Raw genomic sequence first — 18,848 nt, 5'->3', positions numbered from 1 at the left:
GGTCAGGCTCCGGTTTTGGCTTTGGCGAGCAGCGTGTCGGCATCTGTCTGCGCACGCCGTTGCAGGCGGCTGGCGAGCACCTGTTGCGCGAGTTCATGCAGCTGTGGATTGGCGAAGAAGCGATCCAGCGGCATCTCGGCATGCAAGCCGGTGCGCACGCGCGAGGCCAGTTGCATGGCCAGCAGCGAATGCCCGCCGATTTCGAAGAAGTTGTCGTAACGTCCGATGCGCTCGATGCCGAGCAAGTCGCTCCACAGGGCGGCCAGGCGCTCCTCCACCGGGCCCTGCGGGGGCGCGTAGGGGCGCACGCCGAAGGCGTGTTCGTCCGGCGCCGGCAAGGCGTTGCGATCGAGCTTGCCGTTGGGTGTCAGCGGCAGCGCATCCACCGCGACGTACGCCAGCGGGCGCATCGCCTCGGGAAGCTGCGCAGCCGCATGCGCACGCAGCGCCTCGATCTGCGCCTGGCCGGTCACGTAGGCGATCAGGCGGATGCCGCCTTCTGGCGCCGGATGGGCGACCACGGCCGCCTCGCGCACGCTCGGCGCGTTACGCAGCACCGCTTCGATCTCGCCCGGTTCGATGCGCACGCCGCGCACCTTGACCTGCTGGTCGTTGCGGCCCACGAAGTCCAGTGTGCGCGCGGATGTCCAGCGGACCAGATCGCCGGTCCGGTACATCCGCTGCCCGGCCTGCGCCACGAACGGATCGGGCACGAAGCGCTCGGCGGTCAATCCGGGGCGGCCCAGGTAGCCGCGGGCCAGGCTGGCGCCAGCCACATGCAGTTCGCCGACCGCACCGAGCGGAACCGGCTGGCCCCAGCAATCCAGCACATAGGCGCGCACGCCGGTGATGGGCATGCCGATGTCGGGCAGGGTGGCGCTGGTTTCGACTGGCCCCGAGGTCGCGACCACCGCGTTTTCGGTCGGGCCATAGTTGTTGATCAGCTCGAACGGCAGCGGCTGGCGTAGCGGACCAAGCCGATCGCCGCCAGTCAACAGGGTGCGCAGGCCAGCGGGCCACTGCGCCTGTTGCAGCGCCAGTTCGGCCAGCGGCGTCGGCAGGAAGCCGATCTGCACCGGCTGCGCCTGCCACCAGGCGAGCAGGGCCGAGGGGTCTGCTGACGCGTCGGCCGGGGCCAGGTGCACGCTGGCGCCATGGCATAGCGCCGGCCACAGCTCCCAGGCGGCGGCGTCGAAGGACAGGCCGGCGACGGCGCTGCAGTGCACGCCCGCTTGCAGGCCGAAGCGTTCGCCATGCCAGCGGACCAGATTGTCCAGTTGCCGGTGTTCGACCATCACGCCTTTGGGACGGCCGCTGGAGCCGGAGGTGTAGATCACATAGGCCAGCGCGGCGTCGGTGACGGTGCTGGCCGCGATCGTCGTCGGCTCGGTTGCCTCGGTCGGCTGCGAGGGGTCGATCGTGAGCACCCGTGCGCTGCGCATCGCACGGCAGCTCGGCAATTGCCCTTCCAGCGCGGCGCAGGTCACCACGGCGCGCGGCCGGCAGTCGTCGAGCATGTAGGCCAGGCGCTCGGGCGGATAGGCCGGATCCAGGGGCACGTAGGCGGCGCCGGCCTTCAGTGTGGCCAGCCAGGCCACGACCATCGCGCTGCTGCGGGTCAGGTAGATCGCCACCCGCGTATCCGGCCCGACGCCCAGGGTCTGCAGTTGCCGGGCCAGTTGCGCTGCCTGGGCGTCCAGCTGCGCGTATGTCAACGACTGCTGGCCTTGCACCAGCGCCAGCGCCTGCGGCGTGCGCTGCGCCTGGGCCTGCACTGCCGCATGCACGCAGCGGGCCGCGATGCTGGCCGGCGCAGCGCCGGCCCCGTGCAGCACGGCGTCGCGTTCGGACGCAGGCAGGATCGGCAGCGTATGCAACGGGGCCTGCGGACGCTGCTCCAGCGCCTGGATCAGGTGCGTCAGCGTGTGCTGCATCAGGTCGCACAGGCGTTCGGCGGGCACGCTCTGGTCCAGGCTCACGTCCAGCGTGAATCCCTCGCCGCCATCGTTGATCGAAAGGGTCAGTGGATAGTTGTTGACGTCACGTTTGCCCAACGTCTGCACGCCCTCCCAGAACGCCAGCGCGTGTGGCCCGGCGTCGGCCGCCTGCCGGACGGCATCGCGGCTACTGCTGTAGCGGTAGTTCATCAACGCGCAGAACAGCGGATGCGTCGCATCCAGCCCGCTGCAGCGCTGGGCCAGGGCCAGTGGCGCATGCTCGTGTCCGACCAGGGCGGCCAGGCGCGCATGGGTCTGCGCCAGCGCCTGTTCGACCGGCGTGGCGTCGCGGCGCAGCCGCAGTGGCAAGGTGTTGAGGAACATGCCCATGGCGCGGTCGGCACCTGCGCCACCGCGCATGCGGCCGAACAGCACGGTGCCGAACACCACGTCGTCCTGGCCGCTGGCGCTGGCCAGCACCAGCGCGTAGGCGAGGTGGAAGACCGCCGCAGGGCTGATGCCGAGCCGCCGCGCATGCCGACGGATCGCCGTTGCCAGTTCTGCGGGGAGCGCTTGTTGCGCAGTGCGCAGCCGCGCGCCATCGCCGTGGATGTCGGTCAGGCCGAACGGCGCGGTGGTCGTGTCGACGTCGCCGAGCGTCTGTGCGAAGAAGCGTGCGTGTTCGGCTTCCGGGACGCCGTTGCTTGTCTCGAAGATGAAGTTGCGGAACGGCACGGGGGCTGGCAGCACATGCGTGCGGGCGCTCAAGTACGCGTCGATTTCCTGCATCGCGATCTGCAGCGTGGTGTGATCCATGACCAGATGGTGATGGGCCAGGTTCAACAGCCAGCACGCCTGCACGGGATCGTAGGCGAGATGCGCCTGCAGCAGCGGCGCCCGCTGCAGGTCGATCCGGTAGTGCCTGGACGACAGGATGGCCTGCAGCGCCGCCGCCACTTCGCTCGCGCCGTCCAGCGCATGCGTATGCACCTGCACCGGCGCATTCCGCCAGACCACCTGGACCGGCTGCGGCAGGCCGTTCCATGCAAAGCCGGTGCGCAGGATGTCGTGGCGCGCGATCACCCAATCCAGTGCAGCCAGGAAACGGTCCAGACGCTCGCGCGTGTCGAACGCCATCAGGCTGGTTTGCAGATACGCGTCGGCACCGGCGTTGGCCAAATGATGGAACAGCATGCCGGTCTGCAGCGGCGCCAGCGGATAGATGTCCTGGACGTTGGCCTCGCCGCCATCCACCGCAACGGTGATGCTGTCGATGTCGGCCTGGGTCAGCTGCAGCAGCGGCAGCAGGTCGGGAGAGAGCCGGGTGCAGTCGGCGGCGATGCGGTTGGGCGGAACGGTTACCTGTCCGCGATGTAGCCGGGCGGCCATGTCCAGCAGCCGCGGGTGGCCGAACAGGGTGCGCACCTCCAGCGTCAGGCCGTGCTGGCGCAGGCGCTCGATCAAGGCGATCGCCAGCAGCGAATGCCCGCCGAGGGCGAAGAAGCTGTCGTGACGGCCGACCTGCTCGACCCCGAGCAGCTCGTTCCACAGGCCGGCCAGCAGGATTTCGCGCTCGCCGTCGGGGGCAGCGTAGGGTTGCGTCGCCAGTGCGTCGGCATCCGGTGCGGGCAGGGCGTGTCGGTCGAGCTTGCCGTTCGCGCTCAGGGGCAGCGCGTCCAGGTGCACGTAGGCGCTGGGCAACATGGCGTCGGGCAGGCGCGCGGCCAGCTGCGTGCGCAGCGTCTCGGCGGCGAGCCCCTCGGCCTCGCCGACCACGTAGGCGACCAGGCGCGGTTCGTTTTGGTTGTCCTGGCGCAGCATCAGGGCCGCATCGCGCACGCCGGCGCAAGCACGCAGTGCGGCTGCGATCTCGCCGAGTTCGATGCGTACCCCGCGCAACTTGACCTGATCGTCGTTGCGGCCGAGATAGTCCAAGGCGCCATCGGCGCGCCAGCGCGCCAGATCGCCGCTGCGGTACATGCGTTGGCCGGGTTGCTCGGCGAACGGATCGGGGACGAAGCGTTCGGCGGTCAGGTCGGGACGACCGAGATAGCCGCGCGCCAGTTGCACGCCAGCGATCTGCAGTTCGCCGGCCACGCCGATCGGGGCCAGCTGGCCCTGCGCATCGAGCACGTGCAGGCGGGTATTGGCGATCGGCCGGCCGATCGGCACGCTGTGGGTGTCGGCGTCGGTGCAGTCCCAGACGCTGACATCCACCGCCGCTTCGGTCGGGCCATACAAGTTGTACAGGCGGGCGTGTGGCAGGCGCTGGCGTACGGCGTTGGCAAGATCCGCAGGCAAGGCTTCGCCGCTGCAGACGATGCGCTGCAAGCTGGCGCATGCGCCTTCGGGCAAGACATTCAGGAAGACCCGCAGCATCGAGGGCACGAAGTGCACGGTGTCGATGCCGGCCTGCTCGATCAGGTCGATCAGATAGGCCGGGTCCTTGTGGCCATCCGGTTGGGCCAGCACCAGGCGCGCGCCGACACGCAGCGGCCAGAACAGTTCCCAGACCGACACGTCGAAGCCGACCGGGGTCTTCTGCAGGACGCGCTGCTCGGGTTGCAACTGCAGGTGCTGCTGCATCCATTGCAGGCGGTTGTCGATGCCTGCATGGGTGTTGATCACGCCCTTGGGTGTGCCGGTGGAGCCGGAGGTGTAGAGGACGTAAGCCGGATGCTGCGGGTGCAGCGCGGTCACGATCGGAGCGTGTGCGGGGGCCGCGGTCCACACAGCGGGTTGGGCATCCAACAGCACGGTGTGCAGCGCGTCGCGTTGCGCCAGCAGGGCGGCAGTGAGGCGATGGGCGAGCAATGCACAGGGCTTGGCATCGGCGAGCATGCCGTCCAGGCGCGCGGGCGGTGCGTCGACGTCCAGCGGCAGGTAGGCGGCGCCGGCCTTGAGGATCGCCAACAGGGCGACGACCAGGTCAATACCGCGCGGCAGGCACACGGCGACCCTGTTTTCCGGCACCACGCCCAAGCCGATCAGATGATGGGCGAGCTGGTTGGAGCGGCTAACGAGGTCGGCATAGCTGAGGGTGCCGTGGTCGTCGGTCACGGCAATGGCGTCGGGCGAGCGCTGCGCCTGCGCTTCGATGGCGCGGTGCAGATAGCCCGTGCCGTCGATATCGGTGACGGTGGCGTTGAAGCCTCGCAACTGCGCGTGCTCGTCGGCCGGCAGCAGCGGCAGTTGCGCGACGCATGCGTGGTCGTCAGCGACCATGCCCTGCAGCAACGTCACGAACTGGGCCAGGTGGCGCTGCATGGTGCTGCGGTCGAACAGCGCGGTGGCGTAGCTCAGGCTGCCGACGATGCGGTCGTCGTGCACTTGCAGGGTGAGTTGCAGATCGAACTTGATCGAGCTCTCGGCAACGACGATCGGCTGCACCGTCAAACCCGGCAACGCGGGGGTGGGCGTCGGCGCGTTCTGCCAGGCGAACATGGCCTGGAACACCGGGTGATGGGCCAGGTCGCGCGCCGGGTTGAGCGCTTCGATGACCTGTTCAAACGGCAGGTCCTGATGCGCCTGTGCGGCCAGCGCGGTGGTGCGCACCTGGCCCAGCAGGTCGCCGAACGAGGGGTTGCCGCGCAGGTCGATCCGCAGCGCCTGGGTGTTGACGAACAGGCCGATCAACGGCTCCAGTTCGCTGCGGGTGCGGTTGGCGATCGGCGTGCCGATGACCACCTGCTCCTGGCCGGCCAGGCGCCCCAGCAGCACGCCCCAGGCGGCCAGCAGAGTCATGAACAGAGTGCTGCCGTGGCGCTGACCAAGGTCCGTCAGTGCGGCGGTGAGGCCGGGATCCAGGGCGATTTGCACATTGTCGCCGCGGTAGTCCTGCGCTGCGGTGCGCGGGCGATCGGTCGGCAGTTCCAGCACGGACGGCGCAGCGTGCAGGTGCTCGACCCAGAACCGGCGCTGGCCCTGCTGCGCCTCGCCGCTGAGCCAGCGGCGTTGCCACACGGCGATATCGGCGTACTGGATCGGCAGCGGCGGCAGCGGATCGGGCTGGTCTTGCACAAAGGCGGCATAGAGCGTGCCAAGTTCGTGCACCAGCACGCCCATCGACCAGCCGTCGGCCACCAGGTGATGCACGGTGAGCAGCAGGACGTGATCCGCATCGGCCAGACGCAGCAGGCGCCCGCGCACGAGCGCGCGATCGGCGCCATCGAACGGGATCGTCGTCTCCTGTTCGGCGTGCTGCTGGATGGCCTCGTCGTACGCGGTATGCCGCGATAGATCGATGTCGGTCAGTGCGAAGCCGATGTCGGCCGTCGCGATCTGTTGCACCGCGCTGCCGTCGATCACGTCGATGCGCGTGCGCAGTGGCTCATGCCGGGCAACCAGGTGATCGAGTGCGCGGCGCAAGGCCGGGACGTGCAGCGGCCCCTGCAGGCGGATGCGCAGGGGCATCAAATAGGCCAGATGCGCCTGCGGATCGAGCTGGCCGACGAACCACAGCCGTTGCTGGGCGAAGGACAGCGGCAGCGGGCGATCGCGCGGTACCGGAACGATCGCGGGCAGGCTCTGGGCCGTAGCCCCGGCGAGTACGCTGGCCAGGGCACAAATCCGCGGATGGGCGAAGACGTCGGCCAGGGCCAGTTCCACCCCCAGGCGCTCGCGCAGCCGCGAAACCAAGCGGACCGCAAGCAGCGAGTGTCCACCGAGGGCGAAGAAGTCGTCGTGGCGGCCGACCTGTGCGACCTCGAGCAACTCGCGCCATAGCGCGGCGAGCAGGATTTCCAGTTCGCCTTCGGGCGCGGCATAGACAGTCACGGCCAGTGCGTCGGTGTCCGGCGCAGGCAAGGCGGCACGATCCAGCTTGCCATTGGGCGTGAGCGGCAACATGTCCAACTGGACGAAGGCCGCGGGGATCATGTGCTCCGGCAGGCGCGTGGCGAGCTGGGCGCGCAGCGCGGTCGGATCTGCGGCCGCGCTGTCGCCGACCAGATAGGCGATCAGCCGTTTGTCTTCGGCGCCATCGGCGACGACCACCGTCTCGCGCACGCCGCAGGCACGCAAGGCGGCCTCGATCTCGCCGGGCTCGATGCGGAAGCCGCGCAGCTTGACCTGCTCGTCGTTGCGGCCGAGGAAGTCCAGGCTGCCGTCGGCACGCCAGCGGGCCAGGTCGCCGCTGCGGTACATCCGTTGGCCGGGCTGCTCGGCGAACGGATCGGGGACGAAGCGCTCGGCGGTCAGGTCCGGCCGCTGCAGATAGCCGTGGGCCAGCTGCGCGCCGGCGATATGCAGTGCGCCGGCCACGCCGATCGGCGTCGGTTGACCAGTGCGATCGAGGACGTAGAGCCGGGTATTGGCCAGCGGTCGGCCAATCGGCACGCGCTGCCGTGGATCGGGTGCGCTGTCCACGGTCAATGCGGTGACGAACTGGGTACTCTCGGTGGGGCCGTAGGTCTGCAGCACGCGCACCGGGCCGCCGGCATCGAGGACCTGTGCCAGCGCGTGCGGATCGGCGACATCGCCACCGGTCAACAGCAGGCGCAGGGCGCTCAATGGCGAGGCCATCGACGGTGCATAGGCACGCAGCACACCGGCGACCAGGATCAGCACCGACAGGCGTTGCTGTTCCAGCAAGGCGCCCAATGCGGCCGGATCGCGCATCACCGCCGCCGGCACGACGACGACGGTGGCGCCGTTGAGCAGACTGCCCCAGACCTCCAGTGTGGCCGAGTCGAAGGCGGGATTGGAGGCGAAGGCGACCCGGTCCTGGGAGTGCAACCGCGCCGGCCCGTCCTGCAGCACAAGGTTGAGGATGGCGCCATGCGACACCGCCACGCCCTTGGGCGTGCCGGTGGAGCCGGAGGTGTACATGACGTAGGCCGTGGCCGCGGGCGGCACGGCGATGGCCGGTGGCGCGGCCGTGTTCGCCTCGTCGAGAGCGGTCAAGCTCAGGCAGGCCACGCCTGCCGGAGCGAGCGTGCCGTCGCGTTCCTGGATCAGCACCGTGGCCTGTGCATCGGCGATCAGCGCGAGCAGGCGCTCGCGCGGATGCGCGCTATCCAGCGGCACATAGGCCGCCGCGCACTTGAGCACGGCCAATTGCGCGACGATCAATTCGATCGAGCGCGGCAGCGCGATGGCCACCTGCGCGCCTGCGCGCAGGCCCAGCGCGAGCAAGCGCTGCGCTAGCTGGTTGGCGCGTGCGTCGAGGGCGGCATAACTGACGCACTGCTGGCCGGCGACCACGGCGATAGCGTCGGGCATGCGCTGCGCTTGGGCTTCGAACAGCCGGTGCACCGGCTGCGCCGGCATGGCGACGGTCGGCCCCGTGCCGAACACGGCCAACAGCTGCTGTCGCTGCGGCGCATCCAGCAACGGCAAGCGGCCCACCGGCACGTGGTCGTGCGAGGGCATGGCCCGCAGCAGATGGACGAAGCTGGCGAGGAAGCGCTGCACGGTGCTGCGCTCGAACAGCGCCGTGGCATAGCCGAGCGTGCCGACGATGGTTCCGTCGCGCTCGTGCAGCGACAGCTCCAGATCGAACTTGCTGATCGCAGATGGAGCTTGCACGCTGTGCAGATGCAGATCGGGCAACTCCAGCGCGACGCTGGGGATGTTCTGCCAGGCGAACATGACCTGGAATAGTGGATGGTGGGCCAGGTTGCGCGCCGGGTTGAGCGCTTCGATCACCTGCTCGAAGGGCACGTCCTGATGCGCCTGTGCGGCCAGTGCGGTGGCGCGCACCTGGTCCAACAGGTCGGCGAACGAGGGTTCGCCACGTAGATCGATGCGCAGCGCCTGGGTGTTGACGAACAGGCCGATCAACGGCTCCAGTTCGCTGCGCGTGCGGTTGGCGACCGGCATCCCGATGACCACCTGCTCCTGGCCGGCCAGACGTGCCAGCAGCACGCCCCAGGTCGCCAGCAGGGTCATGAACAAAGTGCTCCCATGGCGCTGGCTCAGCGCTGTCAGCGCAGCGCTGAGCTCGGCATCGAGCGCGCACGCGACGGTGTCGCCGCGCGCGTCCGGTCGCGCCGGGCGCGGGCGATCGGTGGGCAGTTCCAGCAGCGCCGGCGCGTCCTGCAGATGCTCGCGCCAGAAGTCGAGCTGGCGTTGCAGCAGCGGCCCATCGAGCCAGCGGCGTTGCCACAGGCTGTAGTCGGCGTACTGGATCGGCAGCGGCGGCAGCGGATCGGGCTGGCCTTGGGCGAAGGCGGCGTAGAGCGTGCCCAGTTCGCGCACCAGCACGCCCATCGACCAGCCGTCGGTCACCAGGTGGTGCAAGGTGACGAGCAGGACATGTTCCTCCTCGCCCAGGCGCAGCAGCTGGCCGCGGACCAGGCTGTCGTGGGCCAGGTCGAAGGGCGTGCGCGTTTCCTGTTCGGCCAGACGCAGCAGCTCGGTCTCGGGCGCTGGATGGCCGCTGAGATCGTGTTCGCGCACGCGCAGGCCGATCGTGGCGGGGGCGATGATCTGGACCGGGTCGTCCTGGTGCAGGGCGATGCGGGTGCGCAGGCTCTCGTGGCGGGCGACGATGCGGTCCAGTGCCTGGCGCAGGGCATGGCGATCCAACGTGCCGTGCAGGCGCAGGCCGTTGGGCATCAGGTAGGCCAGGTCGGCCTGAGGATCGAGCTGCGCCAGGAACCACAGCCGTTGCTGGGCGAAGGACAGCGGCAGCGGTGCGCTGCGCTCGGCCGGCACGATGGCCGGCAAGGTGCTGGCAGCGGCGCTGGCCAGGGCCTGGGCCAGATCGGCCAGGCGCGGCTGCGCGAACAGCGTGGCCAGGGGCAGTTCCAGGCCGAGCGCGGCGCGGACGCGCGAGATCAGCCGCACCGCCAGCAGCGAGTGACCGCCGAGGGCGAAGAAGCTGTCGTGGCGGCCGACCTGTGCGACGTCGAGCAGCTCGCTCCACAGTGTGGCGAGCAGGGTTTCCAGTTCGCCTTCGGGAGCGACGTAGGTCTGCGTCGCCAGCGCGTCGGTATCCGGCGCGGGCAAGGCAGCACGATCCAGCTTGCCGTTGGGGGTCAACGGCAGCGCATCCAGTTGCACATAGGCGGCCGGGATCATGTAGTCGGGCAGGCGCGCGGCCAACGCGGCACGCAGCTGCTCGGTGCTCAACGTGTCGTTGCCGACCAGATAGGCGAGCAGGCGGTTGTCGTCGCCGTGCGCGTGCACCACGACCGCCGCCTCGCGCACGCCGTCGCATCCACGCAGCACCGCTTCGATCTCGCCCGGTTCGATGCGGAAGCCGCGCAGCTTGATCTGCTGGTCGCTGCGGCCCAGATACTCCAGGTTGCCGTCGGCGCACCAGCGCGCCAGATCGCCGCTGCGGTACATGCGCTGGCCCGGTTGCTCGGCGAACGGATCGGGGACGAAGCGTTCGGCGGTCAGATCGGGCCGGCCCAGATAGCCGCGCGCCAGCTGCGGGCCGGCGATGCACAGCTCGCCGACCACGCCCAACGGCAGCAACTGCCGATGCGCGTCGAGCACATGCATCCGGGTATTGGACAAGGGCCGTCCCAGCGGCATGACAGTGCCGGGTTCGGTGCCGAGGACCGGGTGCGCGCTGGCCCAGATGGTGGCCTCGGTGGGACCGTACAGATTCCACAGCCGGCCGCCGCCCGCTTGCAGGCGTTGGGCCAGATCCTGCGGCAAGGCTTCGCCGCCGCAGAGCAGGCGCAAGCTCGGCGCGCTCTGCCAACCGGCATTCAGCAGCATCTGCCAGAACGTCGGGGTCGCTTGCAGCACCGAAATGCGCTGTTCGGCCAGCAGCTGCATCCACTGCGCCGGTTCCTGGATCTGCGCTGCGGCGATGACGACGCAGGCGCCATGGATCAGCGGTGCGAACAGTTCCAGGGCGGCGATGTCGAAGCAGATGGTGGTGACGGCCAGCAGGCGGTCCTGCGGCGACAGCGGCAGCTGGGCGTGCAGGGCGGCGAGGAAGTTGACCAGGGCGTGATGGGAGATCACCACCCCCTTGGGTTGGCCAGTGGAGCCGGAGGTGTAGATGACGTAGGCCGGGTGCTGCGGATGCCATGCGGCAACGGCGGGAGCGTGGGTGGGAGACGATGCCCACAACGCCGCGTCGGCGTCCGTCAGCACACGCTGCAGCTCCTCGCGTGGTGCCAGCTGCACGGCGATCTGGCGCTGCGCGAGCAGGACCTGCGCGCGTGCGGCGACAAGCATGTCGTCCAGACGCGCGGGCGGTGCGTTGATGTCCAGCGGCAGATAGGCCGCGCCGGTCTTGAGGATCGCCAGCAAGGCCACGATCAGGTCGATGCCGCGTGGCAGGCACACGGCCACGACGCTTTCCGGCCCCACGCCCAGCGCCACCAGATGATGGGCGAGTTGGTTGGCACGGGCATCGAGTGCGGCATAGCGCACGCACTGCTGGTCGGCGACCACGGCGATGGCATCGGGCGTGCGCTGCGCCTGCGCTTCGAACAGCCGGTGCACTGGCTGCGCGGGCACCATGGTGATCGCGCCCATGCCGACGTCAGCCAACAGCTGTTGCCACTGCGGCGCATCCAGCCAGGACAGTTGCCAGACGTTGATGTCTTCCGAGCGTGTCAGCGCATGCAGCAGCTGATCGAAGCAGTGCCACCAGCGTTGGATGGTGGCCGCATCGAACAGGGCGGTGGCATAGCGCAGGCTGCCGACGATGCACGCGCCGTCTTCCTGCAGCGTCAGCTCCAGATCGAACTTGCTGACGGGAGATGGGCGTTGCACGCTGTGCAGGCGCAGATCGGGCAGCTCCAGCGCGACGCTGGGGGTGTTCTGCCAGCCGAACATGACCTGGAACAGCGGATGGTGGGCCAGGTTGCGCGCCGGGTTGAGCGCTTCGATCACCTGCTCGAAGGGAATGTCCTGATGCGCCTGTGCGGCCAGCGCGGTGGCGCGCACCTGGCCCAACAGGTCGGCGAACGAGGGCTGGCCCCGCAGGTCGATCCGCAGCGCCTGGGTGTTGACGAACAGGCCGATCAACGGCTCCAGTTCGCTGCGGGTGCGGTTGGCGACCGGGGTGCCGATGACCACCTGCTGCTGGCCGGCCAGACGCGCCAGCAGCACGCCCCAGGCGGCCAGCAGGGTCATGAACAAAGTGCTGCCGTGGCGCTGGCTCAGCGCTGTCAGCGCGGCGCTGAGCTCGGCGTCGAGCGCGAACGCGAGCGTGTCGCCGCCGGCGTCCTGTCGCGCCGGGCGCGGGCGGTCGGTCGGCAGTTCCAGCAGCGCCGGGGCGTCTTGCAGGTGCTCGACCCAGAAGTCGCGCTGGCGTCGCAGCACTTCGCCGCCGATCCAGCGGCGTTGCCATACGGCGATATCGGCGTACTGCAGTTGCAGCGACGGCAAGGGATCGGGCTGGCCTTGGGCGAAGGCGGTGTAGAGCGTGCTCAGTTCACGCACCAGCACGGTCATGGACCAGCCATCGCAGACCAGGTGATGCAGGGTGATCAACAGCAGATGGTCGTCATCGGCCAGACGCAGCAAGCGGCCGCGTGCCAAGGTGTCGTGAGCCGGATCGAAGGCCGTCAGCGTTTCTTGTTCGGCGTGGCGTTGGACCTGTGCTTCCGGATCGGGAGAGCCACCGAGATCGTGTTCGGACAGCGGGAAGCCGACGCTGTCGGCGTCGATGATCTGTACCGGTTCGTCGTTGTGCAGGGCGATACGGGTGCGCAAGGTCTCGTGCCGGGCGACGATGCGGTCCAAGGCCTGGCGCAGGGCCTGGCGATCGAGCGGGCCGTGCAGACGCAGGCCGTTGGGCATCAGGTAGGCCAGGTCGGCCTGGGTGTCGAGCTGGGCCAGGAACCACAGACGGTGTTGGGCGAAGGACAGCGGCAGCGGCGCGTTTCGGTCGGCCGGCACGATGGCCGGCAAGGTGCTGGCGGCGCTGCTCTCCACGGCCAGTGCCAGATCGGCCAAGCATGGCTTCGCAAACAGCGTCGCCAATGGCAGTTCCACTCCAAGGGCGCTGCGCAGACGCGAGATCAGCCGCACCCCCAGCAGCGAGTGACCGCCCAGGGCGAAGAAGTTGTCGTGGCGGCCGACCTGTGCAACGTCGAGCAACTCGCGCCAGAGTTCGGCCAGCAGGGTTTCCAGCGCGCCTTCGGGGGCGGCGTAGCGCTGTGCGGCGAGCGCGTTGGCGTCGGGCGCCGGCAGGGCACCGCGGTCGAGTTTGCCGTTGGAAGTCAGCGGCAAGGTGTCGAGCCAGACATAGGCGGTCGGCAGCATCACCTCCGGCAGGCGATCGGCCAACTGGCTGCGCAGGCTGTCGGCGCTGTGCGCGTCGATAGCGCCGATCAGATAGGCGACCAGACGCGGCTCGCCCGGATTGTCTTCGCGCAGCAGCACGGCGGCGTCCACGACGCCGGCACACGCACGCAGCGCGGCGGCGATTTCTCCGAGTTCGATGCGGAAGCCGCGCAGCTTGAGCTGATCGTCGTTGCGGCCGAGATACTCGAGTGTGCCGTCGGCGCGCCAGCAAGCCATGTCGCCGCTGCGGTACATGCGCGCACCGGGCTGCTCGGCGAACGGATCGGGCACGAAGCATTCGGCGCTCAGGTCCGGGCGCCCGAGATAGCCGCGGGCCAGCTGCGGGCCGGCGATATGCAGGTGTCCGGCCACGCCGATCGGCGCCGGCTGGCCGTGGGGATCGAGGACGTAGATGCGCAGATGGGCGATCGGCCGGCCGATCGGCACGCGGCCATGCGCGGCGTGAGCGTCGCCCGCAGTGGCTTCATGCACCACGCAGCCGACCACGGTCTCGGTGGGGCCGTATTCGTTGATCAGGCGGGTATGCGGCGCCAGCGTTTGCCAACGCGCCAAGGTGGCCGCGGACAGAGCTTCGCCACCGATCACCATCACCGCCGGGCTGAGCGGTTCCTGGTGCTCGGCCAACTGCTGACCGAGCACTTCCAGATGCGCCGGGGTGAGTTTGACCAGGCCCAGCGGGGTGGGGTCGCACAGGCGTTGCCGCAGCGCATCGAGGGTGTCGTGTTCGGGCAGCAGTTCGACCTGGGCGCCGCATAGCAGCGGGGCGAGCAGGCTGGTCAGGGTGGCGTCGAAGGACAAGGAGGAGGACACCACCGCGCTGGGGTGCGGCCGATAGGTCTGCACGGCCCATTGCAGGTAGTGCGTGGCACTGGCGTGCGTGAGCAAGGTGCCCTTGGGCTGGCCGCTGGAGCCGGAGGTGTAGATGACGTAGGCCAGGTTGTCCGGGCACAGGCCGGGGACTGACGCTGCAGCGGCATCGTGCAGTGCCAGTTCGGTTTCCGAGCCCGCATCGGCCTGCAGATCCAGGCGCAATACGCGGCTGTCGGGCATGCCGTGCGTGGCCTGCAAGCGCGCGCCCAGGTCGGTGCGCGTCAGCACCGCCCGCGGACGGCTGTCGGCAAGCATGAACGCGAGCCGCTCGCGGGGCAGCTCCGGATCCAGCGGCAGATAGGCGGCACCGGCCTTGAGCGTGGCGAGGACCGCGACGACCTGGTCGATGCTGCGCGGCAGGTACACGGCGACCCGGCTCTCCAGGCCGACCCCCGCGCGGCGGAGCCGAAGCGCCAGCCGGTTGGCGCGTGCCTCCAGTTCGGCATAGCGCAGCGTGCGCGTGCCTTCGCGCAGGGCGATGGCCTCGGGCGTGCGGCGCACCTGCGCTTCGAACAGGTGATGGATGCACGTGGCCGCTGCGCATGGCGCGGTCTCGGTGACGGTGAAGCGCTGCAACTGCGCGCGTTCGTCGGCGGGCAGCAGCGGCAGCTGCGCGACGCGGGCCTGTGCGTCGGCCGCCACCATGCCGGCGAGCAGCTGGACGAACTGCGCCCGGTGCCGCTCGATGGTGCGGCGGTCGAACAGGGCGGTGGCATAGCTCAGGCTGCCGGCGATGCGGCCATCGACCTCTTGCAGGGACAGGTCCAGATCGAACTTGATCGTGGGTAAGGTCGACCCGATGCGCTCGGCGACCAGTCCAGGCAGGTCGATGCTGCGTTCGGGGGTGTTCTGCCAGGCGAACATGACCTGGAACACCGGCGGGTGGGCCAGGTTGCGCGGTGGGTTGAGCGCTTCGATGACCTGCTCGAAGGGCAGGTCCTGGTGGTGCTGGGCGGCCAGGGCGGTGGTGCGAACCTGGTCCAGCAGTTCGGTGACCGAGGGATCGGCGCGCAGGTCGACGCACAGGGCCTGGGTGTTGACGAACAGGCCGATCAGCGGCTCGACCTCGCTGCGATGACGGTTGGCCACCGGGGTGCCGATGACCACCCGCTCCTGGCCGGACAGGCGCGCGAGGAGCACGCCCCAGGCCGCGAGCAGGGTCATGAACAGCGTGGTGCCGTGCCGCTGGCTGAGGGTTTTGAGTGCCGCCGTCAGCGGCGCTTCCAGCGCGATGGCCAGCGTGTCGCCGCGGGCGTCCTGCAGCGCTGGCCGTGGCCGGTCGGTGGGCAGGTCCAGCAGGGTCGGGGCGCCCTGCAGATGCGCGACCCAGAAGTCGCGCTGGCGCTGCAGGATCTCGCCGGTGATCCATCGGCGTTGCCACACGGCGATGTCGGCGTACTGCAGCGCCAGCGGCGACAGCGGATCGGTCAGGCCGTGCGCGAAGGCGGCGTAGAGGGTGCTCAGTTCGCGCACCAGCAGTCCCATCGACCAGCCATCGCAGACCAGGTGGTGCAAGGTGACGAGCAGGACATGGTCGTCGTCGGCCAGGCGCAGTAATTGGCCGCGTGCCAGGGTGTCGTGGGCCAGGTCGAAGGGCGTTAGCGTTTCTTCTTCGACGTGGCGTTGGATCTGTGCTTCCGGATCGGGAGAGCGACTGAGATCGTGTTCGGACAGCGAGAAACCGACGCTGTCGGCGTCGATGCGTTGCACCGGTTCGTCGTGGTGCAGGACGATGCGGGTGCGCAAGGTCTGGTGGCGGGCGACGATGCGGTCCAGGGCCCGGCGCAGGGCGTCGCGATCGAGGTGACCGCGCAGGCGCAGGGCACTGGGCATCAGGTAGGCCAGATCGGCCTGGGCGTCGAGCTGGGCCAGGAACCACAGACGGTGTTGGGCGAAGGACAGCGGCAGCGGCGCGTTTCGGTCGGCCGGCACGATGGCCGGCAAGGTGCTGGCGGCGGCGTTGTTCAGAGCCGCCGCCAGTCCGGCCAGGCTTGGCTGGGCGAACAGCGCGGCCAGGGGCAGTTCCAGGGCGAGGCTGCTGCGGATGCGCGAGATCAGGCGCACCGCAAGCAAGGAGTGCCCGCCGAGGGCGAAGAAGTCGTCGTGGCGACCGACGCGTTCGACGCCGAGCAGCTCGCGCCACAGATCGGCCAGCAGGGTTTCCAACTCGCCGTTGGGTGCTTCGTAGACCTGGAGGGCGAGCGCGTCGGCGTCCGGCGCCGGCAGGGCACGACGATCGAGCTTGCCGTTGGCGGTCAGTGGCAGCGCATCGAGCGTGACGTAGGCGGTGGGCAGCATGTACTCCGGCAGGTGCGCGGCCAGCTGCGTGCGCAGCGTTTCGGCGGCCAGATGCCGGGCTGCGCCGACCACATAAGCGACCAGACGCGGCTCGCCCGGGGTGTCCTCGCGCAGCAGCACGGTGGCGTCTTGAACGCCGGGGCAATCGCGCAGGGCGGCGGCAATCTCAGCGGGTTCAATGCGGAAGCCGCGCAGCTTGATCTGGTCGTCGTTGCGGCCTAGGAAGTCCAGGCTCCCGTCGTCACGCCAGCAGGCCAGGTCGCCGCTGCGGTACATGCGTTGGCCGGGTTGTTCTGCGAACGGATCGGGGACGAAGCGCTCGGCGGTCAGATCGGGGCGGCCCAGGTAGCCGCGCGCCAGTTGCACCCCGGCGATATGCAGATGCCCGGCGATTCCGATCGGGGCGAGCCGGTCGCGCTGGTCGAGCAGGTAAATGCGCATGTGCGCGATGGGTCGGCCGATCGGCACCCGCTCGTTGGATGCCAAGGCATCCGCAGCGGTGGTCTCATGCATCACGCATGCGATCGCCGCCTCGGTGGGGCCGTATTGGTTGACCAGACGCAGCTGCGGCATCAGCGTCTGCCAGCGCGCCAGGGTGGCCACCGGCAAGGCTTCGCCGCCGATCACCATCGTCGCGGGACTGAGCGGTTCCGCATGCCCGGCCAGTTGCTGGCCCAGCACCTCCAGATGGGCCGGGGTCAGTTTGACCAGACCCAATGGAGTGGAGTCGCAGAGGCGGCGGCGCAGCGCGTCCAGGGTGTCGCGCTCGGGCAGCAGTTCGACCCGTGCGCCGCACAGCAGCGGTGCCAGCACGCTGGTCAAGGTTGCGTCGAAGGCCAGCGAGGAAGACACCAGCGCACTGGGATGCGGACGATAGGTCTCGGCCGCCCACTGCAGGTAGTGTGCGGCCGCGCGGTGAGTGAGCAGGGTGCCCTTGGGCTGTCCGGTGGAACCGGAGGTATAGATCACATAGGCCAGGTTGTCCGGGCACAGGCCCGGGACATTCGGCGCACCGGGATCTGCGGCGCAGGGCGTAGGCAGCGCGTCCAGGCACAGCACGCCGATGTCGGGCATGGTGTCCCTGGCCGGGAGCCGATCTTGCAGCTCGGCGCAGGTCAGCACCGTGCATGCGCCGCTGTCGGCGAGCAGGAAGGCCAGGCGTTCGTCGGGCAGGTCCGGGTCCAGCGGCAGGTAGGCAGCGCCGGCCTTGAGCGTGGCCAGCAGCGCCACCACCAGCACGAGGCTACGCGGCAGATGCAAGGCCACGCGATGTTCTGGCCCGACACCCAAGCGACGGAGCTGGTGGGCCAGCTGATTGGCGTGGGCCTCAAGCGCGGCATAACTGAGTTCGCTGCCGCCGGCGAGTAGCGCGATGGCGTGTGGGGTGCGGCGGACCTGTGCTTGGAACAGCTGATGGAGGCAGTCCGTTTGGTGCGGCGCGGCCGCGGTGGACGTGAAGCCTTCCAATCGGGCGCGTTCGTCCGGCGGCAGCAGATCCAGGGCGTGCAAGGCGGTGTCCGGGGCATCTTGCAGCGCCTGCACCAGCGCCTGCATGGCCTGCAGCATCATCGCCGCGACACGTTCGGCGCCGATGCGCGGGTGCACCTTCACGATCAGCGCGAACTCGCCGTTCGTCCTGATGTCGTCGACCGACAGCGTGAGCGGATAGTTGTTGCGCTCCTGCACCTCCAGCATCTCGATGCCGCGCCAGTCCGCGTGCGGCGTTTCGGTTGCCGCCGCCTGCACCGAACTGCCGCCGGCATGGCGGTAGTTGAACAATGCGGTGAACAGCGGTGCAGGCGGCGCAATGCCGCTGCAGCGTTGGGCCAGTGCCAAGGGCGCATGTTCGTGATGCAGCAACTCGGCCAGCCGCGCCTGGGTGTGGCGCACGGCGTCGGCCACGCTGCTGCCGTCGCGCCGCAGGCGGATCGGCAGGGTGTTGAGGAACATGCCTAGCGCGCGGTGCGCGCCTGCGCCGGCGTGCATGCGCCCGAACAGGGCGGTGCCGAACACCACGTCGTCCTGGCCGCTGGCCTGCGCCAGCACCAGCGCATAGGCCAGATGGAACAGGCTGGCAGGGCTGACGTCGCACAGGCGCGCTTGCAGGCGCACGGCGGCGCAGAGCGGAGCCGGCAGGGGCAGCATGGCTTGTTCGATGTCCGCGCCAGTGCCGTGCACCTCCCGCAGCCCGAATGGCGTGGTGGGCGTATCGAGGTCGCCCAGTTGTCGGGTGAAGAAGGCGCGGTGCTGGTCCTCGCTCACGCCCAGGCGCGCCTGGGCCACGAAGTCGCGGAACGGCAATGCGATGGGCAACTGCTCGGCGCGGTCGCCGAGGTGCAACTGGATTTCCTCGACGAGCAGTTCCAGGGTGGTGTGGTCGATCACCAGGTGATGGGTCTGCAGGCCGAGCAGCCAGCGGTCCTGGGCGGTGTCCTGGGCGATGTGTCCGCGCAGCAGCGGCGCCTGGGTGACATCGAGCCGGCAGTGGCTGGGATCGATGCGGGCCGTCAGCGCGGC

1 protein-coding gene (cut by a window edge) is annotated in these 18,848 nt (G+C 69.5%); it reads right to left on the bottom strand.

Annotated features, from left to right (window positions below; translation table 11 throughout):
* Positions 1-2: 2 nt before the first annotated feature.
* Positions 3-18,848, bottom strand: partial view of a non-ribosomal peptide synthase/polyketide synthase gene (locus GGR61_RS04200; protein ID WP_184620563.1) — the 3' end only. The gene runs 19,482 nt beyond the window's last position; only the last 18,846 of its 38,328 coding nucleotides appear in the window; its start codon lies off the right edge, out of view — the gene reads right to left on this strand; the stop codon is at positions 3-5.

Origin of the sequence: Xanthomonas sp. 3058 (assembly GCF_014199765.1) — a bacterium.
Classification (GTDB): domain Bacteria; phylum Pseudomonadota; class Gammaproteobacteria; order Xanthomonadales; family Xanthomonadaceae; genus Xanthomonas; species Xanthomonas campestris_B.
The sequence above is the reverse complement of the archived record's forward strand: the minus strand, read 5'-3'. Positions and strand labels throughout refer to the sequence as shown.